Source organism: Brenneria alni, assembly GCF_003666245.1.
Lineage (GTDB): Bacteria > Pseudomonadota > Gammaproteobacteria > Enterobacterales > Enterobacteriaceae > Brenneria > Brenneria alni.
The window spans coordinates 13,182-38,556 of sequence record NZ_MJLZ01000018.1; the positions used below are offsets into that span (position 1 = coordinate 13,182).

A 25,375-nucleotide genomic window follows, 5' to 3' on the forward strand; every position below is an offset into this window, starting at 1 on the left:
GAGGGCGGCAAGTATGCTATGACTCGCCGCCCGGTTGGATCAGACATCCAGCAGCAGACGTGTTGGATCTTCCAGCAACTCTTTTATCGTTACCAGGAAACTTACGGATTCACGTCCATCAATCAAGCGGTGATCGTAGGACAGCGCCAGATACATCATTGGCAGAATGACGACCTGACCATCCACCGCCATCGGACGATCTTTAATCGCGTGCATACCAAGAATAGCGCTTTGCGGCGGGTTAATGATCGGGGTAGACATGAGTGAACCAAAGACACCGCCGTTGGTAATGGTGAAATTACCGCCCGTCAGTTCTTCAACCGTCAACTTGCCATCACGACCTTTTACCGCCAGATCTTTGATCTTCTTCTCGATATCGGCCATACCCAGCATATCAACATCACGCAGCACCGGGGTAACCAGGCCACGAGGCGTGGATACCGCAATGCTGACATCGAAATAGTTGTGGTAAACCACGTCTTCGCCATCGATGGAGGCATTAACTTCCGGGAAGCGTTTCAACGCTTCAACCACCGCCTTGAGATAGAAAGACATAAAGCCTAAACGGATACCGTGGCGCTTCTCGAACACTTCACCGTACTGCTTGCGCAGATCCATAATGGGCTGCATGTTGACTTCATTGAACGTCGTCAGCATGGCGGTGCTGTTTTTCGCTTCCAACAGACGTTCCGCTACCCGTTTACGCAGGCGCGTCATTGGTACGCGTTTTTCACTGCGTCCACCTAACGCCGGGGCGGACGGGGCGGACGGCGCTGCCGGTTTATCTTCTTTCATAACGTCTTTCTTCTGCGCGGACAGATGTTTGTCAACATCTTCACGGGTGATGCGCCCCCCGACGCCACTGCCTTTAATGGCAGAAGCATCCAGGTCATGCTCGGCAATCAGGCGGCGGATCGCCGGACTGAGCGCATCGTTATTCCCTTCTTCCAGCGCCGCCGTATGGCGCTGCGCCGGTGTGGATTCTCTATTTTGAGACTTCTCGCTGGTTTCTTTACCGGAGCTGTCGCCTGGACGAAGGCGGGCCAGCACCTGACGGGCCGTCACTGTGGCCCCTTCATCTTCCAGAATCGCATCCAGAATACCGGCTTCAGGCGCAGGTACTTCCAGTATGACTTTATCGGTTTCAATTTCGACCAGCACTTCATCACGCTGGACGCTATCGCCCGGTTTCTTATGCCAGGTAGCGACAGTTGCATCAGCTACCGATTCAGGCAGGTCAGGGACGAGAATATCTACGCTACTCATTATCTATCCTTTTATTTAATCAACGTTCAGCGCATCATTAACCAGAGCTTGCTGCTGTTTCTGGTGTACGGACAAATAGCCAACTGCGGGTGAAGCGGAAGCTGGACGCCCGGCGTAACGTAAAGAGGCCCCAAATGGAATGATTTCACGTAAATGGTGCTGGCTGCAATACCAGGCCCCCTGGTTCAGCGGCTCTTCCTGACACCACACAAAATCATGCACCTGAGAGAACGGCTCCAGAACGGCCTGCACCGCCTGATGCGGGAAGGGGTAAAGTTGTTCGATACGCACCACCGCCACATCTTTCTGATCATTCTTACGACGCTGCTCCAATAGATCATAGTAAACCTTGCCGGAACAGAGCACGACGCGTTTCACCGCTTTGGGATCCAGGTCGTCAACTTCACCAATCGCTGGCAGGAATTGACCGTTAGCCAGATCATCCAGAGAGGAAACAGCCAGCGGATGACGCAACAGCGATTTCGGCGACATAACGATCAATGGACGACGCATACCGCGCAACGCCTGCCTGCGAAGCATGTGGTAAACCTGTGCGGGAGTGGACGGAATACACACCTGCATATTCTGTTCGGCACACAATTGCAGATAGCGTTCGAGCCGGGCCGATGAGTGCTCAGGCCCTTGTCCTTCGTATCCGTGCGGCAACAGCATGACCAGCCCGCACATCCGGCCCCACTTCTGCTCACCGGAGCTGATGAACTGGTCGATGACCACCTGCGCACCGTTAGCGAAGTCGCCAAACTGCGCTTCCCAGATAGTCAGGGTGCGAGGCTCTGCCGTTGCATAGCCATATTCAAACGCCAGTACCGCTTCTTCAGAAAGCACGGAATCCCATACTTTGAACTCGCCCTGCGCATTATGCACATGTTCCAGCGGCGTATAACCTGAACCATTTTTCTGATTATGCACCACGGCGTGGCGGTGGAAGAAGGTGCCACGGGCAGTGTCCTCACCCGACAGGCGAACCGAAATCCCTTCATCAACCAGCGTAGCATAGGACAGCATTTCCGCTCCGCCCCAGTCAAACGGCTTATCGCCGTTCGCCATTGCCGCCCGATCGTGATAAACCTTGGCTACCCGCGGCTGCATTTCTATCGCTTCCGGGATCTCACTGATTCGTTTGGCGAGTTCCTGCAAACGCTTCATCTCGACTTTATGCGGATAGGGTTCGTCCCACTCATGATTCAGGTAGGGCGACCAGGTGAAAGTCTGCATGTCCATCTCACGCCACTCTTCCACCACGCACTCTCCGCCATCCAGGGCGTCGCGGTACAGATTGACCATCTCGGTGGCATCTTCCAGCGTCACCACCTGTTGCTGTTCCAGCCGATCCGCATACACTTTGCGCGGCGTCGGGTGCTTTTTGATTTTCTGGTACATCATTGGCTGGGTAGCGCTCGGCTCATCGGCCTCGTTATGACCGTGCCGACGGTAGCAAATCAGATCGATAAATACGTCACGCTTAAAGGTGTTACGAAAATCCAGTGCAATACGGGTAACAAACGCCACAGCTTCCGGATCGTCTGAATTAACGTGGAAAATGGGAGCCTGCACCATTTTACCGATATCCGTACAATATTCCGTGGAGCGGATATCCAGCAGGTTAGAAGTGGTAAAACCGATGCGGTTATTAATGACAATACGTAATGTTCCGCCCACTTCATAACCGCGCACCTTGGACATATTCAGCGTTTCCTGCACCACACCCTGCCCGCTGATAGCCGCATCCCCATGAATGGTGACCGGCAAAACCAGCGTACCGACCGGATTATCCAGTCGGTCTAACCGGGCGCGCACCGACCCGGTCACCACCGGGCTGACAATTTCCAGGTGAGAGGGGTTGAACGCCAACGCCAGATGCACCAGCCCGCCTTCCGTCTCCAGATCAGAGGAAAATCCCTGATGGTATTTTACATCACCGGTTCCCAGGTGCTCTTTATGCTTGCCGGAGAATTCATCAAACAAATCCTGCGGTTTTTTCCCCACCACGTTAATCAGCACATTCAGACGGCCACGGTGCGCCATGCCCAGCACCACTTCACGCGTACCATTTTTACCCGCATGACGAACCATCTCTTTCAACATCGGCACTAATACATCGCCCCCCTCCAGCGAGAAACGTTTGGCGCCGGGGAACTTGGCACCGAGGTAACGCTCCAGACCTTCCGCTGCAGTCAGCTCTTTCAGAAAAAGTTTTTTCTCATCGGCGCTGAAAGAGGGCTGCCCCACCACGGACTCAATACGGTGCTGGATCCAGCGTTTTTCTTCCGTATTGGTGATGTGCATATATTCCGCCCCGATCGGCCCGCAATAGGTCTGTTTCAGTGCCTGATACAGTTCCCCCAGTTGCATGGTGTCCTTGCCGATGGCAAACGACCCCACGTTAAAGGTTTCCTGCAAATCATCCTGCGTCAGATTGTGATAATCGAGATCCAGTTCGGGCACCGGAATTTGAGGACGCAAATTCAAAGGATCAAGATTAGCCTGCTGGTGACCACGGAAACGGAAGGCGTTGATAAGCTGCAACACCTTAACCTGTTTTGCATCACTATCAGGATCGGTAATCGACGAAGTATGACGTGAAGAATCTTTCGCCAGACGGCGAAAATATTCACGTGTTTTAGAGTGGAGTTGATCCGGTTTGATCCCAGCCGTAGGCAACTGCTGGAAGATCGAGCGCCAGCTAAGATCGATAGAATCCGGATCAGTTAAAAAATCTTCATAGAGCTGCTCTATGTAGGACTGGTTCGCGCCCGCCAGATAGGAGGAATCCAGCCAGGCCTTCATTGCGCCGTTCTGCATTATGATCCCTTAAGCTAATAAGCTTCAGTTTTCGCCATGGCCAACATGTCATGCGTGCCGTATAAAATCGGTTGCCGTAAAAACAGTTCACTTGTCGTACATGGGTACGCGCTATCAAGGTATTCATTACCTTTTAAGGAACCTTTAAAAACCGGTTCTGGCGCATAAGCCGGGTTTTAAAGGTTTCCTACAAGCCCCCGCAGCATCACGCCACGGGGGAGTATTCTCTAACAACTGTTACGTTACGCACTACGCTGCAACAGCATAGATTTAATGTGACCAATCGCCCGCGTCGGGTTAAGCCCTTTCGGACAAACACTGACGCAATTCATAATGCTGTGACAGCGGAATACGCTGAAAGCATCGTCCAGATTGTCCAGCCGAGGCGTGGTTTCCGTATCACGGCTGTCAATCAGGAAGCGGTATGCGGCCAGCAGGCCAGCAGGGCCGACAAACTTGTCCGGGTTCCACCAGAACGACGGGCAAGACGTTGAACAGCAGGCACACATAATGCATTCGTACAATCCATCCAGTTTCGCACGCTGCTCTGGCGATTGCAGATGCTCACGGGCCGGCGGATTCTTCCCATTATTCAACAGGTAAGGTTTTATTTTCTCATATTGGGCATAGAATTGCCCCATGTCCACTACCAAATCACGCACAACGGGCAATCCAGGCAGGGGACGGATGACAATTTTGCTGTTTCCGCGTCGCAGTACCGAAACCGGCGTGATGCAGGCCAGGCCATTTTTGCCATTCATGTTAACACCATCTGAACCGCAAACACCTTCGCGGCATGAACGGCGGAATGACAGGGTCGGATCCTGTTCTTTCAGCAGGATCAGGGCGTCCAGCAACATCATGTCACGCCCCTCTTCCGCCTCCAACTGGTAGTCCTGCATCCGCGGAACACCATCAACATCCGGGTTATAACGATAAATAGAAAATTCGAGTTTCATCAGTTGATCTCCGCAGTTAATAAGTACGTACTTTCGGCGGGAAAGCCGCACGTAGTTTAGGCTGCATGTTCACCTTACGGCGCGTCATGCTATCGGTTTGCGGCAGATACAACGAATGACATAACCAGTTTTCATCATCACGATCAGGATAGTCGAAACGACTGTGCGCGCCACGGCTTTCGGTACGGAAATTGGCGGAAACCGCTGTGGCATAAGCGGTTTCCATCAGGTTCTCCAGCTCCAGACATTCCACACGCTGGGTGTTGAATTCGGTGGAGGTATCATCCAGTCGTGCATTTTTCAGGCGCTCACGAATCACTTTCAGCTCTTCCAGACCTTTCGCCATCGCATCCCCTTCGCGGAATACCGAGAAATTATTCTGCATACAGGCTTGCAGCGCTTTACGGATTTCGATCGGATCTTCACCAGAGCGTGTGTTGTTCCAGCGGTTCAGGCGGTCGAGCGATGCTTCAATATCCGACTCGCCAGCGTCACGGCTCACACCCTGTTCTTCCAGCGATTCCTGCAAATGCATACCCGCTGCACGGCCAAACACCACCAGGTCGAGCAGGGAATTCCCCCCCAGACGGTTGGCGCCATGAACCGATACACAAGCAATTTCACCGACGGCAAACAGGCCGGGGATCAGCACATCTTCCCCTTTTTCGTTGACCGTCAGCGCCTGACCGCTGACTCTGGTCGGGATACCGCCCATCATATAGTGACAGGTTGGAATAACCGGAATCGGTTCTTTGACCGGATCAACGTGGGCAAAAGTACGGGACAACTCAAGAATGCCCGGCAGCCGGGATTCCAGCACCTCTTTACCCAAATGATCCAGCTTCAGTTTGGCATGTGGCCCCCACGGCCCTTCACAACCGCGCCCTTCACGAATTTCGATCATAATAGAGCGAGCCACCACGTCTCGACCGGCCAAATCTTTGGCGTTCGGCGCGTAACGTTCCATAAAACGCTCGCCGTGCTTATTGAGCAGATAACCCCCTTCGCCTCGACAACCTTCAGTCACCAGTACCCCGGCGCCAGCAATACCCGTTGGATGGAACTGCCACATTTCCATATCCTGTACCGGCACGCCGGCACGCAACGCCATGCCGACACCGTCGCCGGTATTGATATGTGCATTGGTGGTGGACTGATAAATACGGCCCGCGCCGCCGGTAGCCAGTACGGTGGCCCGTGCTTTGAAATAGACCACTTCGCCGGTTTCGATGCAGATCGCGGTGCATCCCACTACGGAGCCATCCTGATTTTTCACCAGATCGAGCGCGTACCATTCGGAGAAGATGGTGGTGTGATTTTTCAGGTTCTGCTGGTATAGCGTATGCAGCAAGGCATGACCGGTACGGTCAGCGGCGGCGGCAGTGCGGGCAGCCTGTTCGCCGCCAAAATTTCTGGATTGCCCGCCAAACGGACGCTGATAAATACGGCCATCGTCCAGACGTGAAAACGGCAATCCCATATGTTCCAGCTCCAGAACCGCTTCCGGGCCGGTTTTACACATATATTCAATTGCGTCCTGATCGCCGATGTAGTCGGAACCTTTCACGGTGTCATACATATGCCATTCCCAGTTGTCTTCATGGGTATTGCCCAGCGCAACGGTGATGCCGCCCTGTGCGGACACGGTATGAGAACGGGTTGGGAACACTTTGGATAGCAGGGCGCAGGAGAGGCCCATTTGGGATATTTGCAGCGCGGCGCGCATACCTGCGCCACCGGCGCCGACCACAACTGCATCAAATTCTCTGATTGGCAAATTCATTACGCCCCCCACACCACAATAGATCCATAAATGACGTACACCACCAGCACAACCACAATCGCCAACTGTAACGTCAGGCGTAAGGGCAGCGGTTTAATGTAGTCGGTCAGCACTTGCCACATCCCTATCCATGCATGTACCAGGATGGAAAATAACGTAAGTAGTGTGAATACTTTGGTGAGAGCCATAGCGAAAAAACCATGCCAGACTTCATAGGTTAATTCATTGGCTGCGATAACAAATCCAACCAGATAAATCACATACAGCACGATGACGATGGCGGAAGCGCGAATCAGTAACCAATCGTGTACGCCATTGCGTCCTAACGCAGAAGCATTGCTTACCATACGAGGACTCCAGCCAGAAGTGAAAGCACGACAGTAATAAGAAAAGAGAAGTTTGCAGAACGTTTACCGGCAACAAGGTCTTCTTCTATATAGCCAAAATCCATCATCAGATGACGTAAACCACCCACGATATGATAGGCCAGCGCGGTGAGGATGCCCCAAACGACAAATTTAGCGATGAAGCCATCCATTATTTCCGCAGCCCGCAAGAAGCCTTCCTCTGAAGAAAGAGAAAGCCCTAACAGCCACAGTAAAATACCGACAGCGACAAAGGTAATAACGCCAGAGACGCGGTGAAGAATAGAGGCTATCGCAGTAACAGGAAACTGGATCGTTTGCAGATCCAGATTAACAGGTCTTTGTTTTTTCACGGATTCGCCCACACAGTTTTTATTATTGTATCTTCCTCCGGACCTGAATTGAGGTCAGACAGCATGAACGTCGAAAACCTGAAACCGGTTCTACGGTACGCGTTGAAACATCGACATTCCGGTGTCTAAACAGCGCATGATTCATTCATACTGGGTGCTCCTACTGCAGGGTATTCCGGAGACCTGGCCGAAGTATAGGTGCTTCACATTCCCATTACAATTCCCATACAAATTGTTTGGGAACTATTCCCTTGAATAGTGATTCAGATCACGAACTTCACAATTTATACATAACTAATTATCTATTTTGACAAAAAATCAACATTTAAATTACAACTACAGCGCTAAATTTCTTATGATGATATAAAGCACAGCGGTTACTCTTTCCCACTGACATAAGTTATGTAACAGTGGGAATAAGAACCCACGTAAAAATCATAGGTAATGGCTATGATCAACTCAGGGAATGAAAATTGTCTGAAGAATGATGTACGTGTCCTGGAAGTGGCCGGCAGGGTTTTATGGCCCTACTCTGTACCCTACTGACAAGTGTTTCGCTGGTTGTGGTTAATCCAGGGCACAGGCATAACGGTAATTCTTCGGTGGAAAAACTTTAAAATTAAAGCGCTAAGGAGAATGTAAATGGCTGATAAAAAAGCAACGCTTACTCTAGAGGGTAAGGAACCTATTGAACTTAACGTACTATCCGGTACGTTGGGGTACGATGAAATCGACATTCGTTCTCTTGGTTCCAAAGGCTATTTCACTTTTGATCCCGGTTATACTTCCACTGCATCCTGCGAATCAAAAATTACCTATATCGACGGTGAAGAAGGGATTTTATTGCACCGTGGATTTCCTATCGCCCAGTTAGCGGAAAAATCCAACTATCTTGAAGTTTGCTACATTTTGCTGTTTGGCGAAGTGCCGACGCAAGAGCAGTTCGACACGTTTAAAACCACGGTGACACGGCATACCATGATTCATGAACAGATTACCCGTCTGTTCCACGGCTTTCGTCGTGACTCACACCCCATGGCCGTGCTGTGTGGTGTGACTGGCGCGCTGGCCGCGTTCTACCATGATTCTCTGGATATCAGTATTGAGCGCCACCGTGAAATCGCCGCCTATCGCCTGCTGTCTAAAATGCCGACCGTCGCCGCGATGTGTTACAAATATTCACTCGGTCAACCGTTTGTTTATCCGAGAAATAACCTCTCTTATGCCGGTAACTTCCTGCACATGATGTTCTCCACGCCTTGTGAGGAATATGTCGTGAACCCGGTGCTGGAGCGAGCGATGGATCGTATCCTGATCCTGCACGCCGATCACGAACAGAACGCGTCAACCTCAACTGTACGAACCGCGGGTTCCTCCGGCGCCAACCCATTTGCCTGTATCGCCGCAGGGATCGCTTCTCTGTGGGGGCCGGCACACGGCGGCGCTAATGAAGCCTGTCTACGCATGTTGGAAGAAATCAGCTCCGTTGAACATATTCCCGCCTTTATTGAACGCGCCAAAGATAAAAACGACTCCTTCCGCCTGATGGGTTTCGGTCATCGCGTTTATAAAAATCATGACCCGCGCGCCACCGTGATGCGGGAAACCTGTCACGAAGTGCTGAGGGAACTGGGCAGAAAAGATGATTTATTGGAAGTCGCTATGGAGCTGGAAAACATTGCCCTGAACGACCCCTATTTCATTGAGAAAAAATTGTATCCCAACGTCGATTTCTACTCAGGCATTATTTTGAAAGCGATGGGGATTCCCTCTTCCATGTTCACCGTCATTTTCGCTATGGCGCGTACCGTGGGCTGGATTGCCCACTGGAATGAAATGCATGACGACGGGATTAAAATTGCACGTCCGCGCCAGCTTTATACCGGCTACGACAAACGTGATTTCGAATCCAATCTGAAAAACGGCTAACTGCATCTGTAACCTTTTTAGTCAGAGCCGGAGCAATTCCGGCTCCTGATATGATCTCTGACGATGCGTACACCGGGAAAACGGGCCTCCGTGCAGGTTTACCTGCGAAGAGATCAGGCTGCCGTAACGTTAATTTGATGCTGGGTAAAACAGTTACGTAATTTACGCGCAAATGTCAGCGCGTGCGAACCATCACCATGCACACAGACGGTATCCGCCTGCACGCTAACCCAGGAACCATCACTGGCGCGCACACGCTGACGTTGGATCATTTCCAGCGTTTGCGCCAGCGCCAGATCATCGCTATTGATCAGCGCCCCAGACTGCTTGCGCGGCACCAGAGAACCATCCGGCATATAACAACGATCGGCAAAGACTTCCTGTCGGGTCATCAACCCTAAGCGCTGCCCGGCCCGAATCAACTCACTCCCAGCCAGCCCCACCAGACGTAAGGCCGGATTAATCACTTTGACCGCACGGGCTATGGCATCCGCCAGCGCGGGTTCACGAGCCGCCTGATTATAGAGCATACCGTGTGGCTTGACGTGAACCAGCTTTCCCCCTTCTGCCTCCGCTATCGCGGCCAACGCGCCAATCTGGTAAACCACTTGCGCAAAGACGGTCTCCGCAGGCAGTTGCATCTCTTTACGACCAAAATTTTCACGGTCAGGAAAGCTCGGATGCGCGCCAATCGCCACGCCATAATCAATTCCCCAACGCACCGACTGGCGCATGGTCTGTGCATCCCCCGCATGAAACCCACAGGCGATATTTGCCGAGCTGACTAACTTCAACAACGCTTCATCATTTTGGCCGCCTTCTCCCAGGTCAGCATTCAGATCAATAACCATGTAGCCTCCACGCCAATTGTTCCAGATAACGCTGCTGTTCCTGTGCCGCATGTTGGGCTTCTGCCAACGTACAACGAATAAAATGCACCGGTTCGCCCAGACGGATTTGCGCCAAATGATACAAATCGGCCTCAATCACGCAGGCAATGCGCGGGTAGCCGCCGGTGGTTTGTGCATCGGCCAATAGCACAATCGGATGACCGCTATGCGGCACCTGCACAATCCCCGGCAACAGGCCATGCGATGGCATTTCACGCTGCGCCGTTCTTTGCAACTCCGGCCCTTGCAGCCGATACCCCATCCGGTTGCTTTGTGGACTCAGGTGCCAGGGCGTGCGCCAGAAGGCTTCCTGCGCTTCTTCACTGAACTCCCGATATTCCGGCCCTGGCAAGGCCCGCACACGGTTTCCAAACAGTAGCTGTTTCACCCCTGTCTCCCTGGCAGGCAATCGAGTGGCGGTTCCCAGCAAAAGCTCGTCGCCATCCATCAGCAAACGCCCGGCAAATCCACCAAAACCCGCTTTCAGATCGGTGCTGCGCGATCCCAACGCTTCCGGCACATCAACGCCGCCGGAGAGGGCCAGATAACTGCGCATGCCGTGACGCGGTAAATGCATTTTTAATGTTTGTCCGGCTTTTACGGCAAAGCGCCAGCCGGTCCACAACGGTTTACCATCCAGATCAGCATGGCAGTCAGCCCCGGTGAGCGCCACCCAGCAAGGCGACATAAAGGTAGCGACAAATTTCCCCAGCGTAATTTCCAGCGCTGCGGCATCCTGCGCATTACCCACCAGCAGATTGGCTAATTTCAGTGCGGGAATATCGAGTGCGCCAGACTGACTGATACCCAGGCGACGAAAGCCAAAACGCCCGGTATCCTGTACCGAGGTATACAATCCGGCATGAATAATTTTCAGCATATGCCCTCCTTCTGGGGCAGAAACCGAATATTATCGCCAGGACGCAGCAAGGTAGGCGGCATACTCTGTGGGTTAAACAAGCTCAGTGAAGTGCAGCCAATCAGTTGCCAGCCGCCCGGCGTGGATAACGGGTAAATGCCGGTCTGGGCGCCACCGATACCTACCGATCCGGCGGCTACCTTGAGCCGGGGTTCAGCGCGACGAGGAACATGCAACTTTTCATCCAGGCCGCCCAGATACGCAAACCCCGGCTGAAAGCCAAGAAAATAGACGATATAGCTGGCAGACGCATGTGCCTCCACCACCTGCTTTTCGGTCAGGTTACAGTGGTCGGCAACCAGCGCCAAATCAGGCCCCGCTTCTGTGCCATAAACCACCGGGATATCAATGTCGCGGGGATCGAATATCAACGACTCGCTGTCTTCCCACCAGCGTTGCAGGCGTTCAATGGCATCCAGCGCAACCTGCTGTGGATGCTCGAGCAAAACCGTCAGGTTATTCATCCCCGGAATCGCTTCCTGCACCGCTTCAAGATGATTCAAACGCTCGGCCAGTCCCCAGATGCGCTGCTGACTTTGCAGTGTCATTGGCGGTTCCAACTCCAGAACCACGGTCTTCTCGCCCAGCAGATAACATCGTGCCCGTTGCAATCTTTTCTCCTGCATCACGTTATGTGCTTTTCCTATAATTATGGGGAAAGCAAGAAAGATACCAAAATGCCTTTTTATGCTTATATTTATCGATTTTTATGCATCTCATTAATAAACAATAAAAAAGCATTACCGTCAGGCCGGGTTAGGGATATCAATAAACGTTACGTCAAAACCATGCTGCTCATCCAGCCACTCCCCCAGCGCACGAACGCCTCCCCGCTCAGTGGCATGATGTCCGGCGGCAAAAAAGTGCAGCCCCATTTCACGGGCAATATGAATCGTCTGCTCTGACACTTCACCCGTAATAAAGGCATCAACCCCAAAACTGGCAGCCTGCTCAATAAAGCCTTGTCCTCCGCCGGTACACCATGCAAGGCGCTGTATCCGTTGCGGTGCATTATCCCCACAATGCAGCACCGAACGCCCCAGACGGTTTTCCAGACGCTGGCATAAAGCTTCGCCGCTCAACGCCTGAGACAGCTCGCCATATGGCAACAGCGGCTCGATGGCGCCCAATATGTTGATTTCCAGCAAAGCGGCCAACTGCGCGTTATTACCCAACTGGGGATGGGCATCCAGCGGCAAATGGTAGCCATACAGATTAATGTCGTTAACCAGCAATGTTTTCAGCCGGTTACGCTTCATTCCCCTCACAATCGGTGATTCATTTTTCCAAAAATAACCGTGGTGAACCAGAATGGCATCGGCCTGGTGTTCAATGGCCGCCTCCAGTAACGCCTGCGAAGCCGTTACACCGGTGATAATACGTTGAACCTCGCTGCGCCCTTCAACCTGTAAGCCATTCGGCGCATAGTCCTGAAAGGACTCAACATTGAGCTGCTGGTTGATCAGTTTCTCCAACTCACTATTACGCATACTTACTCTTCTCTGTTTGATCATTGTTCGCCATTGCCGAATTTTTCGCCGCTTCAAAGGCCGCCAGCGTCTGCCGTCTCGCCTGTTTATGATCGACAATCGGTAGCGGGTAATTCAACTGACACCGCTGTCGATCCGCCCATCGATAAGGCTGGTGAATATCTTTATCGGGCACCGCTGCCAATTCCGGCAACCAGCGACGGATAAAAGTTCCCTGCGGATCGAACCGTTCCCCCTGGGTGGTTGGGTTGAAAATGCGGAAATACGGAGCGGCATCCGTTCCGGTTGAAGCCGCCCATTGCCAGCCGCCGTTATTCGCTGCCAGGCAGCCATCCAGCAACTGCGACATAAAATAACGTTCCCCCTCGCGCCAGTCGATAAGTAAATCTTTTACTAAAAAACTGGCGCAAATCATACGCAGACGGTTATGCATCCAACCGGTTTGATTTAGCTGCCGCATGGCCGCGTCCACTATCGGATAGCCGGTTTTCCCTTGCTGCCATGCAGCCAGCATGTCAGGAGACTGCCGCCATTGAACCCATTGAGTCCAGCCGATAAATGGCTTGTGCTTGCACAATTCCGGCCAGAACACCAATAAATGCCGATAAAACTCACGCCAGATCAGCTCATTAAACCAGGTAAACGCTCCGCTCTCGCGCTGTTCCAGCATATCGGGACATTCGGTGCGCAAGCGGTTAAAACACTGGCGTGGAGAGACTACGCCCAACGTCAGGTAAGGCGATAATTTGCTGGTTCCCGCCAGCGCGGGTAAATCCCGCTGGCGTGAGTAATCCTGTACCTGTTCACGGCAAAACTGGCGAAGCTGATGCAGGGCGGCTGCTTCCCCGGCAGTAATATCGCCGTCAACGTCATGCCGGGGATAACTAAATGGGGCTAACGCTGCCGTGATATCAACCGCCCCACCGCTTCTCTGCTCAGGGGCCGGCACGCTGTTGGTATCCGCATCCAGCAGGCGTTTGATGAAAGCCTGACGAAATGGCGTAAATATCTTATACATATCGCCATTACCGGTCAGTACGCTACCGGGCGGCAACAGCAGGCTGTCATCAAATCCCCGGCACTGAACCCGGCCGGCAAGCTGCGCTTCCACCAGCCTGTCCCGTTGACGTTCGTTAACTTCATACTGATGGTTATAGAACAAATGCGTGACAGCCTGCTGCTGACAAAATTGCATCAGCCAGTTCGCCGCGTCCGAAAAATCAGTACATTCATGGTAATAAAGTTCGATCCCTTTTTCGGCTAATGCCTGCTGTACCGTCTGGAGATTCGCCAGCAGGAAAGCCGCCTGCCGTGGCGCCATATCATGCCGCCGCCACTGCTGCGGCGTGGCAATGAATAGCGCCAAAACCCGCGCCAGCGGATCCTGACAAGCGTTATGCAGCGCTAAATTATCCGTAATGCGTAAATCATTACGCAGCCAGACCAAATGTGTGGACATGTCTCATCCTCATCAAGAAAAATCTAGTTACCGTACCGCAACCTCAACGCTTCCGGGTAAGGTTCAAAGTAACGCTGATCTGCCAGGTAATCATCCGGGTACTCCGCCATGTAATGCTTCAGCAGAGTGATGGGGGCCAGCAGGGGTTGTAATCCCTGCCGGTAGCGATCGATTAATTGAGTGAGTTCCTGTCGCTGCGACGTACTAAGCCGACGGCGGAAATAGCCTTGAATATGCATCAGTACATTGGTGTGATTACGGCGCGTTGCCGGATGCGCCAGCAGTTTCATCAGCCGCAAGCGATATTCCACCGCAAAATCGTCCAGCGATTCCCATTGTTCGATAGCCGCCACAAAACGCCCCAGCTCACGGTATTCGGGCTGCGAATGCGCCAGCAGCAACAGTTTATAACGACTGTGAAACGCAATCAGCGCCCCACGGCTAAGGCCCTGCCGCCAAAGCTGATGCAACTCATGCAGCGTATAAACCCGCTCAATAAAGTTTTCCCGCAACCCCGGATCATGTAAACGGCCATCTTCTTCTACCGGCAACCAGGGCAACTGATGCAGCAGTTCCTGAGTAAACAATCCTATACCGCTTTTGCGCGCATTCTTTTGCGACTCGTCATACACTCTCACCCGCTCCATGCCACAACTGGGCGACTTGGCGCAGACAATATAGCCACACAGATGCTGTAGCTGGCTGACTTTTTGGGTGGAGAACAAACGCATCTGCTCAGTCACATCCAGCGGCGAACCATTACTGGCGCGTAGGGTAATGTTTCCCTCTGTGTCTTTTATCAGCCGCAACGCCGGACGCGGCACCGGCAATCCTACCGACATCTCCGGGCATACAGGCTCAAAACGGAAATAGGGCGCCAGTTGCTCAACCGCAAATGCCAGACGTTTATGTCCACCGTCAAACCGCACCGGATTTCCAAGCAGACAGGAACTGATGCCAACCGGGATCTGATCGAACGCCATGATTTGCCCTCATAAAAAATAATCCGCTCTCACCAGCATAGCGGATACCGTCCTATTCAAGGCAAATGATAGGGAGAAAAAGGGAGGAAATCATAAGATTAACAGGTGCGCGTTACGTAAAAAAAACGCCGGGAGCGGTTTTAAACGCCGCTTGTGGCGGGCAGGAAGCCCGCCATAAAAAAAGACCTCGCCAAAGCGAGGTTTGAACAAAAAAGAGGTATGAGACAGAATTTATATAGCAGACTAATCAGTAAAAATCACGGGCTGCGGCTTCCGACTGAGCCAACCACACAGGCTTGTTGCTGGTTTTCAGCCAGACACGGTGCAGATAGCTGTAAAAGCGGGGGCGATCGCGCCGAAACAGCATCACCGGTAATGCCACGAGACCGATCGCCACCACGGCAGTGCGACGCAGGAGAATACGGTATAAAGGATAAGCGGTATAAAGCGACATGGCGATCCTCCTCAGAAATATGAGTGCCGCATTCAGCGGACCCTCACGTTGACGGTAAAGCCAGAACGGGAAATTGATTGAAACTTTACCGCCTTTAGTAAAATATTACTACTCATCGGACCAGATAGAGATGAAATAATCGCCGTTTTTTTCTCTATCTTTTAACCGAAACGACGATGGGTTATCGTTTTATGCCATGAATCTGGTTATCTACAACCACCCGGCGTAACATTCCGGTTTTAGCCCTTTCCTTTTCTGTCTATTCAGAGAGCTGACATCATGAGTAGCTGGTTAATCTACGCCTTGCTTTCTGCGCTGTGCGCCGCACTGGTTGCCTTGTTCGGGAAAATCGGCCTGCAAAATCTGGATGCCAATACCGCAACCGCCATTCGCGCCGTGGTGATGGCGCTTTTTTTGGTCGGTGTGGTGGTGGCGCAGGGGAAAATCGCGCTGATTGGCGAGGTCATGGCCAACAAAAAAGCCTTGTTGTTTATTCTCCTCAGCGGTGTGGCGGGCGCCATGTCGTGGCTATTTTACTTTGTGGCGCTGAAGGCCGGGAATGTCGCCCAGGTTGCGCCTATCGATAAACTCAGCGTGGTGTTTGCTGTTGTCCTGGCGGTAGTGTTGCTGGGTGAAAAAATTTCGCTAATGGTAGGCGCAGGCATGGCGTTAATTTCAGCCGGTGCGTTGATGGTGGCGCTGGGATAAAAACGCCGGGAACAGGTTTAAACGTGGCGTAACAACAGCCCACAGGACGCCCACCATACAAAAAGGCGCTGCATTGCAGCGCCCGTTATGCACTTATTTGGCGTTAGCCAATACCGCACTGACAATCTCTACCGCTTCTTTCTCAATACGCTCCCGGTGCTCGGCGCCCAGGAAACTCTCGCAGTAAATTTTGTAAGCCTCTTCAGTACCGGACGGACGTGCGGCAAACCAACCGTTATCGGTCATCACTTTCAGCCCGCCAATAGAAGCACCGTTGCCCGGCGCCGCCGTCAAGCGGTCGGTAATCGGATCGCCAGCCAGCGTATTGGCGGACACCTGTTCAGGCGATAATCGGGATAACGCCGCTTTTTGCGCCTGGGTCGCCGGTGCCTGTATGCGGTTATAGCTTGGCGCGCCGAAGCGTTTTGCCAGATCATCATAATGCTGCTGTGGGTTTTTACCCGTCACCGCCGTAATCTCCGCCGCCAGCAGGCACATAATAATGCCATCCTTGTCCGTTGACCACGGTGTGCCATCAAAGCGCAGAAATGATGCCCCCGCGCTTTCCTCACCGCCGAAGCCAAAGCTGCCGTCAAACAGACCATCGACAAACCATTTAAAGCCGACCGGGACTTCCACCAGCTTGCGGCCCAGATCAGCCACAACACGATCGATCATCGCACTGGATACCAGCGTCTTACCCACCGCCACAGATTGCCCCCACCGTGGACGATGCTGATACAGATAATTAATCGAGACGGCCAGATAGTGATTCGGATTCATCAGACCCGCAGGGGTAACAATCCCGTGGCGGTCATAATCAGGATCGTTGGCAAAAGCCAGATCAAATTTATCGCGCAGCGCCAGCAACCCGGCCATAGCGGAAACCGATGAGCAGTCCATACGGATCACACCATCGTGATCCAATGCCATAAAGCGGAAAGTCTGATCGATGGCATCGTTCACCAGCGTCAGATCCAATTTGTAATGCTCGGCAATGCGCTGCCAGTAAGCAATACCGGAACCGCCCAACGGATCGACGCCTAATTTCAAGCCCGCACGCTGAATCGCAGCCATATCAACCACGCTGGTCAACCCTTCAACATAAGGTTGTACCAAATCCTGCTCGTGCACATAGCCGCTCTTCCAGGCTTGATCCAGCGTAATCCGTTTCACCCCCTTCAGTTCATCCGTCAGCAACGCATTCGCACGTTGTTCGATCACGCTGGTGACGTTGGTATCGGCAGGGCCGCCATTTGGCGGGTTGTACTTGATTCCGCCATCTTCCGGTGGATTATGCGACGGCGTAATTACAATGCCGTCTGCCAGTACGTCGCCTTGACGGTTATGCACCAGAATGGCGTTAGAGACCGCAGGCGTCGGCGTAAAACCGTTATCCTGCTGGACAATGACGTCCACGCCGTTTGCCGTCAACACTTCCAACACCGAAATGAAGGCCGGTTCAGACAGCGCATGGGTATCTTTACCGACATAGCACGGGCCGCTTACGCCTTGCTTTTTACGTTCTTCAGCAATGGCCTGCGCAATCGCCAGAATATGCGCTTCGTTGAAACTATGACGCCCGGCGCTACCACGATGGCCTGATGTGCCAAACTTCACCGCATGTGCCGCATTTCCAACTTCCGGGCGCAGAACATAATATTGTGACGTCAACTGAGCCACATTGATTAAATCGCTTTGCCGGGTAGGCTGCCCGGCTCTTGGGTGATTAGCCATTGGCGTTTCTCCCTGACGCTGTCATTAAATTAGATAGTTCCGCAAACTTTCTCTGTCAGTTCTGCCGGGAACTGCATCGTTAGCATAATGTGTTCGATCATGCCGCGTTTACGGCCAGTGTTGGTATTGGTAATAACCCAGTATGGCGTACCCGGAATATGTTTGGGCTTAGTATGCGTGCCATTCTGAAGTAAGGTTTGCTGATCGCCTGCAAAATAAACCCGCGTGCGGCCATGAAGCGATTCCGTTGCCAGCGCAAATTCCTGTGGCGATAAGAGATACAATTTGGACAATATCAGCATAAAGCGATTGATTGCCTTATTCTGTACCGCATATTCATCCGATAACAGCAACTCACGCAACGTCCGAACCCGATCGCTCGGGCGTGGAGACGATGTGGATTGTGCATTTACCATGACATCCGCCGATGACGTCACGGTAGACTGACCGGCGGTAAATTTCAGCATACGCCGTAAAATATCCGATGCGCTTTCACCGATATGCTGCGTGTGGCTTGCGATATAACGATAAAGCTCTTCGTCGACCTCAATAGTTTTCATCTTTATCCAGTACTTTTTATTACCCAAATCAATCGTCAAGGAGTATACAAGCGATCAAGCACACTCGAACAGCAGCAGGGCACAGGCAAAGCAAAAAGTCGGATTATGCCTTGCTATCGCTGTTCCAGCTCATGTGGTCATACTTGCTTCTTCCACGGCAACATAACGTCGTAAAGTCATGATACCCTAAGCGCCTGTCTCTCTGAATGAACTTCACCATGAAATTGAATTATCGCTGGCATTATGCGCATCAACCCAATGGCAGATTACCCGTTATCCTCATTCATGGGCTATTTGGCACACAGGATAATCTTGGTGTACTGGGTCGGGATTTGCAAAGTCAGCACGATATTCTACAGTTTGATTTGCGTAATCACGGCCTGTCGCCACAGTCACCGCAGATGACCTACCCGGCGATGGCGCAGGACGTTCTGGAAGTCCTGGACGAACGGAATATTGAGCGGGCGATTGTTATAGGTCATTCGATGGGGGGAAAAGTAGCTATGGCACTCAGCGCCCTTATCCCGGAACGGCTGGAAAAGCTGGTGGTCATTGATATCGCACCGGTTGATTATCAGACTCGCCGGCATGACTCGGTGTTTGCCGCCTTACGGGCCGTCACCGATGCCGGGGTCACCTCCCGTTCGCAAGCCGCCAGTCTGATGCGTCAATATTTGCAGGAAGAAGGGGTCATTCAGTTTCTGCTGAAATCATTCCAGCAGGGTGAGTGGCGATTTAACGTGCCGGTGTTGTGGGATCAATACGAAAATATCGTTGGCTGGCAGGACCTTCCCGCCTGGCAGGGACGGATTCTGTTTATTCGTGGTGAAAACTCGCCTTATCTGGACGATATTCACCGTGATGCGCTACTGCGTCAGTTCCCGCAGGCCCGCGCTTATGTGATAAGCGGCGCAGGTCACTGGGTTCACGCGGAAAAACCAGACGCGGTATTACGCGCTATTCATCGTTTTCTGGACGCCAGTTAACCAGACACCCTGATTAACCGTTGTCGCCGCCAGTATGGCTGGGGTATGATGACGCCCGCAGTAGAGGGGAAGGCTGATTCAGCCACAGGCATTGTAGCCATATCATCGACATGCACGCGTTATATCGATAAAGATGTGTGCATTTTGGTCCAGAACACCTTGCAGTATCATTACCTATGGCAAAAGAACAAACGGATCGCACCACGCTGGATCTGTTCGCAGACGAGCGACGCCCAGGTCGTCCGAAGACTAACCCGCTTTCACGTGATGAACAATTAAGAATCAATAAGCGTAATCAACTGCGACGCGATAAAGTACGTGGGTTGCGGCGGATTGAATTAAAAATTAACAGCGAGGCTGTGGATATACTTAACCACCTGGCTGAACAACAGAATATCAGCCGTAGCGAGCTTATTGAGCAAATCCTGCTGGCTCAATTGGCCGGGGAAAAAGCCTGAAATACCGCTCTTTCTCCGGCAGGGCGGCATCATCCCTGACGTCATGTAAAATCGAAATCAGAATTTTTCCCAATTATCCTGACTGGGTGGCAGCGCTTTTTTGGCTGGCTCCGCTACCACTGACTTTGGTATCTGCGCTGATTTCGCTGCCGTCACAGGTTGTGAATATTGCTCAGACAGCCGGAATATAGATACCGTCTCGTTTAGTAACGACGCCTGTTCTTCCAGCGACAATGCCGCCGCAGATGCCTGTTCAACCAACGCCGCATTCTGCTGAGTCACACTATCCATCTCCGAAACGGCCTGAGCGACCTGGGCAATCCCTTTACTTTGCTCTTCCGATGCAGAGGCAATCTCACCCATGATATCGGTGACGTTAGTCACTGCACGGACGATTTCATGCATGGTATTCCCGGCGTCCTCAACCAAATGAGAACCGGTATCCACGCATCTGACCGAGTCAGAAATCAGCCCTTCAATCTCTTTGGCTGCCTGTGCGCTACGCTGTGCCAGACTACGCACCTCACCGGCGACCACCGCGAAACCACGCCCCTGTTCCCCCGCGCGCGCAGCTTCTACGGCGGCGTTCAGCGCCAGAATATTAGTCTGGAAAGCAATACCATTAATAACGGTGGTAATCTCGGCTATTTTCCTTGAACTACCGGAAATTTCCGACATGGTTTTCACTACATTCTCAACAATATCCCCCCCTTTCTTCGCCGTCGTCGAGGCTTGCAAAGCCAATTGGCTGGCATGGTTGGCGTTTTCTGCGTTCTGTTTCACCGTTGCAGTCAGTTGCTCCATACTGGCGGCCGTTTCTTCCAGCGCGGAAGCCTGCTGTTCCGTTCGTGACGAAAGATCGTTATTACCGGCTGATATTTCCGATGCCCCCTGATAAATAGAATCCGAGCTGTTTCTGATGGTGCTGACCGTATTGGCCAGACTGGTTTGCATTTCACGCAGCAGCGGAAACAGCTTGCCCACACAGTTACGGCCAAAATCGACAATAGGCTTACCTAACTGTCCTGATGCAATCACGCTGAAATGATCGCGCAAATCATTTAATGGCCGTACCAGACACCTCACCAGATAGCGATCGGTCAGAAACAACAGCATCAGGCCAATAAGCAAACCTGCCAGCAAAATATTTCGACCAATTACGCTGATTTGTTCAAAACGCACACCAGCGGCAGCGAACTTTTCAGAACCCGCTTTATTGAAGGCGGATATCGATGCGCCAAACTGACGGCTCAACGGAGGCACAACTTCTTTAGCCTGGAGCTGATAGTCGTCCAGCGCGTTGGCTACCGCTTTTTGATACAACGGTTCAATACCCTGAACAATCAGGTTATTCCAATCACGGCTGACCGCCTGAACCAGCGCATCATCCAGCCCTGCATGGTCTATTCCATTGAATGCCGCTAAATCTGATTTTAACGTATTAAGCGCATTCAATGCAGACGCCTGCTCTTTATCCGCCGCTGCATTGTCCCCGTTGCGGCGAGCATCGACGGCGCGGGCCAAACGCGTGACCATGCGGAAATACTGATCGTTGCCTTGATTAACAAAATTCATGTTTTGCACCAGCAGGCTGCTGGTTTTGGATGTTGCCGTCATCTCCTTGAAAGAAAATAGGGTATATATCGATACACCGCCCCAGAGCACACAAAAAATGCCAAGCACCCATAGCATGGCCGTTCTGATGGCAATGTTCTTAAACAGTTTCATGATTAACTCCAGACTAAAGAATATTTTTATAATTAATCAACAATGACATACAGAAACCAACACCAATAAAATGCGTCACCTTTCCGCAGTGTTGATGTTCCGTAATGTTGAAAGCAGATAAGATCACGTTAACTAATCGACAAAATTCAGGGAATATTTAGCCTTAGCGTGGAATCTGGCCAATGCTTATTACTTTTATGTGAACAATTTCATAACTTCACATAAACATAAGATTTTTGGGTTCAATAATATGCAGCTAAAAGATTTAATAACGGATCACTGATTGCCTGAAAGGCCAGGGGAAAACGCGCATGAACAAAATACACGCCACAATTTACTTATCCTTACCGATACGAGTTTCTCATGCAGGTCGTGTCTGCTATTATTAGCCGATAAGTGGGCAAGACGCCGTCCAATATCATTAAGAATCAAGAGGTTATTCAATTCATGGCACTCATAGGCATTTTCTTTGGCAGTGACACGGGCAATACCGAAAACATTGCCAAGACGATCCAACAGCAACTGGGAACCGACGTTGCCGAAGTTCATGACATCGCCAAAAGCAGTAAAGAAGATCTTGAAGCTTTCGATATTTTATTGCTGGGTATTCCGACCTGGTACTATGGTGAGGCCCAATGCGACTGGGACGACTTTTTCCCTACGCTGGAAGAGATCGACTTTACCGGTAAACTGGTCGCTTTGTTTGGCTGCGGCGATCAGGAAGACTATGCTGAGTATTTCTGCGATGCCATGGGCACCATTCGCGATATTATTGAACCACACGGTGCGACTATTGTTGGGCATTGGCCGACAGAAGGTTATTATTTTGAAGCGTCTAAAGGTCTGGCTGATGACAACCATTTCATCGGTTTGGCAATCGACGAAGATCGCCAGCCTGAACTGACCAGCGAGCGCGTCACCGCCTGGGTAAAACAGATCGGCGACGAGCTGAATCTGCAAGATCTGGTTGGTTAACATGGTTCCCTGGCTCTGATAACTTGCCCCGTCAGAGCCAAATCAATAGAAAAAACCTTTCATAAAAATCGATACATTTTTTTAACTTCTATCAACAAGCCTGTACAATAGCCCTATCGGTTTTGTGCGTTCATCAACGTTTTCCTCATTTACCAACAATACATTGCGTAAAACTACCGTATTGTGTGTGGGAACAGCATTGTTAACATTTCATTGTTTTCATTTTGAATGCGCGGTTCTATAATTGAAGCGCTATTACATTTTTGAGCCGACCGATGTCATAGGCTAAATAGCCTCCATTGATAAGTAAGCAACAGGACTAAATCCGCATGACTGACAATAACACTGCATTAAAGAAAGCCGGCCTGAAAGTCACTCTTCCGAGATTGAAGATTTTGGAAGTATTGCAGGACCCGGAGTGTCACCACGTCAGTGCGGAAGATTTATATAAGAAACTGATTGATATGGGCGAAGAGATTGGTCTGGCTACCGTCTACCGCGTACTGAATCAGTTTGATGATGCTGGTATCGTAACCCGACATAATTTTGAAGGCGGCAAATCAGTTTTCGAACTGACTCAGCAACATCATCATGACCATCTGATTTGCCTGGATTGTGGCAGAGTGATTGAATTCCGTGATGAGTATATCGAAGCACGCCAACGCGAAATCGCAGAAAGACACGCTATCAAGCTGACTAACCATAGTTTGTATCTGTATGGCCATTGTAGTGAAGGGGATTGCCGTGAAGACGAAACCCTGCACGACGCAAAAAGATAAATCGACCGTATAACTGCATAAAATAAAACCGCCAAGGCGGTTTTATTTTTGCAAGTGAAACCCGCTGCTACCCTACCCAGGTATCCCGCAAGCCTACCGTCCGGTTAAACACCAGATGTTGTGGCGTGGAGTAAACCCTGTCAGCACAGAAATACCCTTCACGCTCAAACTGATACGCTTTTTCCGCTTCCGCTTGTACCAGACTTGCTTCAACAAATCCCTGAACCACGTTCAGTGATTGCGGATTGATGGTCGACAGAAAATCATCCGCCGCCGCAGGGTTAGCCACGCTAAACAACCGCTCATACAGACGGAATTCCGCCGGTAAGGCATGAGCCGCTGACACCCAATGAATAACGCCTTTTACCTTGCGGCCATCCGCCGGATCTTTACTCAAGGTATCAGGGTCGTAACGACAATAGATAGCAGTAATAACGCCCTGATCGTCTTTATCAATACGTTCCGCTTTAATCACGTAAGCATTACGCAGCCGAACTTCCTTGCCCAACACCAGACGCTTATATTGCTTATTGGCTTCTTCACGGAAATCAGCGCGATCAATATAAACTTCGCGGCTAAAAGCGACCTGGCGGGAACCCATTTCCGGTTTATTTGGATGATTCGGCATGGTCACCCACTCTTCATGCCCTGAAGCCAGATTTTCAATCACCACTTTCACCGGATCCAGCACCGCCATGGCACGTGGCGCGTTTTCATTTAGATCGTCCCGGATGCAGGACTCCAGCGCCACCATTTCAACATTGTTATCCTGCTTGGTTACCCCAATACGATAACAAAATTCACGGATAGACGCGGCGCTGTATCCACGACGGCGCAAACCGGAGATAGTCGGCATACGCGGATCGTCCCACCCTTCAACAATTTTTTCCGTCACCAGCAGGTTCAGCTTACGCTTGGACATGATGGCGTATTCAAGGTTAAGGCGGGAGAATTCATACTGCCGCGGATGGCAAGGTATGGTGATGTTATCCAGCACCCAGTCATACAGGCGGCGATTATCCTGGAATTCCAGCGTACATAAAGAGTGCGTCACCCCTTCGAGCGCATCAGAAATACAGTGGGTAAAATCATACATCGGATAAATGCACCACTTGTTGCCCGTCTGATGATGTTCGGCAAATTTGATCCGATACAGAACCGGATCGCGCATCACGATAAACGACGACGCCATATCAATCTTGGCGCGCAGACAGGCGGTTCCCTCAGCAAAGCCGCCGTTACGCATTTTTTCAAACAGCGCCAGGTTTTCCTGCACGGTACGATCGCGGTACGGGCTATTTTTACCCGGTGAAGTCAACGTCCCACGGTATTCACGGATCTGCTCCGGCGTCAGTTCATCAACGTACGCCAATCCTTTACCGATCAGTTCAACCGCATACTGATGCAACTGATCGAAATAATCGGAGGAATAGCGAATGTCGCCGCTCCATGAGAAACCCAGCCACTCTACGTCATGTTTGATCGACTCAACGTATTCAATATCTTCTTTCACCGGGTTGGTATCGTCGAAACGCAGGTTACATTGCCCTTGATAATCCTCGGCAATACCAAAGTTCAGACAGATAGATTTCGCATGGCCAATATGCAAGTAGCCGTTAGGCTCTGGCGGAAAACGCGTCTGAATATGGTCATGCTTACCGGATGCCAGATCTTCATCAATAATCTGACGGATAAAGTTAGTTGGGCGGGCTTCAGCCTCACTCATGCTTGATTCCTCAATGCTAAAACGACATATAACCGCTAATGATCC

The 25,375-nt window shown here is 51.4% G+C and carries 23 protein-coding genes; 6 read left to right on the top strand and 17 right to left on the bottom strand.

Annotated features, from left to right (window positions below):
• Positions 1–39 precede the first annotated feature (39 nt).
• The 6 genes from odhB to sdhC form a co-directional block, all read right to left on the bottom strand.
• A complete protein-coding gene (gene odhB, locus BIY29_RS09735) occupies positions 40–1,266 on the bottom strand; it encodes a 2-oxoglutarate dehydrogenase complex dihydrolipoyllysine-residue succinyltransferase (RefSeq protein ID WP_121574936.1) in 1,227 nt (408 codons plus the stop codon).
• A gap of 15 nt (positions 1,267–1,281) precedes the next feature.
• The gene (sucA, locus tag BIY29_RS09740; RefSeq protein WP_121574937.1) at positions 1,282–4,089 is read right to left on the bottom strand and encodes a 2-oxoglutarate dehydrogenase E1 component; all 2,808 of its coding nucleotides are present in this window, start codon (positions 4,087–4,089) and stop codon (positions 1,282–1,284) included.
• 242 nt (positions 4,090–4,331) lie between these two features.
• Positions 4,332–5,048 (bottom strand): succinate dehydrogenase iron-sulfur subunit, encoded by a 717-nt coding sequence (locus tag BIY29_RS09745; protein WP_121574938.1) that lies wholly within the window; start codon positions 5,046–5,048, stop codon positions 4,332–4,334.
• Positions 5,049–5,064: 16 nt separating this feature from the next.
• Positions 5,065–6,831 (bottom strand): succinate dehydrogenase flavoprotein subunit, encoded by a 1,767-nt coding sequence (gene sdhA / locus BIY29_RS09750; protein ID WP_121574939.1) that lies wholly within the window; start codon positions 6,829–6,831, stop codon positions 5,065–5,067.
• Positions 6,831–7,178 (bottom strand): succinate dehydrogenase membrane anchor subunit, encoded by a 348-nt coding sequence (gene sdhD, locus BIY29_RS09755; RefSeq protein WP_121574940.1) that lies wholly within the window; start codon positions 7,176–7,178, stop codon positions 6,831–6,833. Before sdhD ends, sdhA begins: the two co-directional genes overlap by 1 nt.
• Complete coding sequence (gene sdhC, locus BIY29_RS09760; protein WP_121574941.1) at positions 7,172–7,561, bottom strand: succinate dehydrogenase cytochrome b556 subunit; 390 nt, start codon at positions 7,559–7,561, stop codon at positions 7,172–7,174. The genes sdhD and sdhC overlap by 7 nt, the downstream gene beginning before the upstream one ends.
• A gap of 630 nt (positions 7,562–8,191) precedes the next feature.
• Between sdhC and BIY29_RS09765 the strand changes: the two genes are divergently transcribed.
• The gene (locus BIY29_RS09765; protein ID WP_121574942.1) at positions 8,192–9,478 is read left to right on the top strand and encodes a citrate synthase; all 1,287 of its coding nucleotides are present in this window, start codon (positions 8,192–8,194) and stop codon (positions 9,476–9,478) included.
• 113 nt (positions 9,479–9,591) lie between these two features.
• Here the strand turns inward: BIY29_RS09765 and pxpA are convergent, their stop codons facing one another.
• The 7 genes from pxpA to BIY29_RS09800 all read right to left on the bottom strand — a co-directional run bounded on the left by pxpA (position 9,592) and on the right by BIY29_RS09800 (position 15,673).
• Positions 9,592–10,329 (bottom strand): 5-oxoprolinase subunit PxpA, encoded by a 738-nt coding sequence (pxpA, locus tag BIY29_RS09770; RefSeq protein ID WP_121574943.1) that lies wholly within the window; start codon positions 10,327–10,329, stop codon positions 9,592–9,594.
• Positions 10,319–11,248 (bottom strand): 5-oxoprolinase subunit PxpC, encoded by a 930-nt coding sequence (pxpC, locus tag BIY29_RS09775; RefSeq protein WP_121574944.1) that lies wholly within the window; start codon positions 11,246–11,248, stop codon positions 10,319–10,321. The genes pxpA and pxpC overlap by 11 nt, the downstream gene beginning before the upstream one ends.
• Complete coding sequence (pxpB, locus tag BIY29_RS09780) at positions 11,242–11,898, bottom strand: 5-oxoprolinase subunit PxpB (protein WP_121574985.1); 657 nt, start codon at positions 11,896–11,898, stop codon at positions 11,242–11,244. The genes pxpC and pxpB overlap by 7 nt, the downstream gene beginning before the upstream one ends.
• 135 nt (positions 11,899–12,033) lie before the next feature.
• Positions 12,034–12,777 (bottom strand): type 2 GTP cyclohydrolase I, encoded by a 744-nt coding sequence (locus BIY29_RS09785; RefSeq protein WP_121574945.1) that lies wholly within the window; start codon positions 12,775–12,777, stop codon positions 12,034–12,036.
• Positions 12,770–14,236 (bottom strand): deoxyribodipyrimidine photo-lyase, encoded by a 1,467-nt coding sequence (gene phrB, locus BIY29_RS09790; RefSeq protein WP_121574946.1) that lies wholly within the window; start codon positions 14,234–14,236, stop codon positions 12,770–12,772. The genes BIY29_RS09785 and phrB overlap by 8 nt, the downstream gene beginning before the upstream one ends.
• 23 nt (positions 14,237–14,259) lie before the next feature.
• Positions 14,260–15,219, bottom strand: a complete 960-nt coding sequence (locus BIY29_RS09795; protein ID WP_121574947.1) for a YbgA family protein — start codon at positions 15,217–15,219, stop codon at positions 14,260–14,262.
• A 247-nt stretch (positions 15,220–15,466) separates the two neighbouring features.
• Entirely contained in the window at positions 15,467–15,673 is a 207-nt protein-coding gene (locus BIY29_RS09800; RefSeq protein WP_121574948.1) for a YbfA family protein, read from the bottom strand.
• 279 nt (positions 15,674–15,952) lie between these two features.
• Between BIY29_RS09800 and BIY29_RS09805 the strand changes: the two genes are divergently transcribed.
• A complete protein-coding gene (locus tag BIY29_RS09805; RefSeq protein WP_121574949.1) occupies positions 15,953–16,381 on the top strand; it encodes an EamA family transporter in 429 nt (142 codons plus the stop codon).
• A 93-nt stretch (positions 16,382–16,474) separates the two neighbouring features.
• Here BIY29_RS09805 and pgm read toward each other — a convergent pair whose 3' ends face one another.
• Positions 16,475–18,118, bottom strand: a complete 1,644-nt coding sequence (gene pgm, locus BIY29_RS09810; protein WP_121574950.1) for a phosphoglucomutase (alpha-D-glucose-1,6-bisphosphate-dependent) — start codon at positions 18,116–18,118, stop codon at positions 16,475–16,477.
• Positions 18,119–18,147: 29 nt separating this feature from the next.
• Complete coding sequence (gene seqA, locus BIY29_RS09815; protein ID WP_121574951.1) at positions 18,148–18,678, bottom strand: replication initiation negative regulator SeqA; 531 nt, start codon at positions 18,676–18,678, stop codon at positions 18,148–18,150.
• Positions 18,679–18,896: 218 nt separating this feature from the next.
• Here seqA and ybfF point away from each other — a divergent pair, with 218 nt between their 5' ends.
• Together ybfF and ybfE are read left to right on the top strand one after the other, a co-directional pair.
• The gene (ybfF, locus tag BIY29_RS09820; protein WP_121574952.1) at positions 18,897–19,664 is read left to right on the top strand and encodes an esterase; all 768 of its coding nucleotides are present in this window, start codon (positions 18,897–18,899) and stop codon (positions 19,662–19,664) included.
• A gap of 176 nt (positions 19,665–19,840) precedes the next feature.
• Positions 19,841–20,122: a LexA regulated protein gene (ybfE, locus tag BIY29_RS09825; RefSeq protein ID WP_121574953.1), complete on the top strand. Its 282-nt coding sequence runs from the start codon at positions 19,841–19,843 to the stop codon at positions 20,120–20,122.
• A 57-nt stretch (positions 20,123–20,179) separates the two neighbouring features.
• Here ybfE and BIY29_RS09830 read toward each other — a convergent pair whose 3' ends face one another.
• Positions 20,180–21,850: a methyl-accepting chemotaxis protein gene (locus BIY29_RS09830; protein ID WP_121574954.1), complete on the bottom strand. Its 1,671-nt coding sequence runs from the start codon at positions 21,848–21,850 to the stop codon at positions 20,180–20,182.
• A gap of 447 nt (positions 21,851–22,297) precedes the next feature.
• Here BIY29_RS09830 and fldA point away from each other — a divergent pair, with 447 nt between their 5' ends.
• Together fldA and fur are read left to right on the top strand one after the other, a co-directional pair.
• Positions 22,298–22,825, top strand: a complete 528-nt coding sequence (fldA, locus tag BIY29_RS09835) for a flavodoxin FldA (protein WP_121574955.1) — start codon at positions 22,298–22,300, stop codon at positions 22,823–22,825.
• 329 nt (positions 22,826–23,154) lie between these two features.
• Complete coding sequence (fur, locus tag BIY29_RS09840) at positions 23,155–23,604, top strand: ferric iron uptake transcriptional regulator (protein ID WP_121574956.1); 450 nt, start codon at positions 23,155–23,157, stop codon at positions 23,602–23,604.
• A gap of 67 nt (positions 23,605–23,671) precedes the next feature.
• Here fur and glnS read toward each other — a convergent pair whose 3' ends face one another.
• Positions 23,672–25,330: a glutamine--tRNA ligase gene (gene glnS / locus BIY29_RS09845; RefSeq protein WP_121574957.1), complete on the bottom strand. Its 1,659-nt coding sequence runs from the start codon at positions 25,328–25,330 to the stop codon at positions 23,672–23,674.
• Positions 25,331–25,375: the final 45 nt, after the last annotated feature.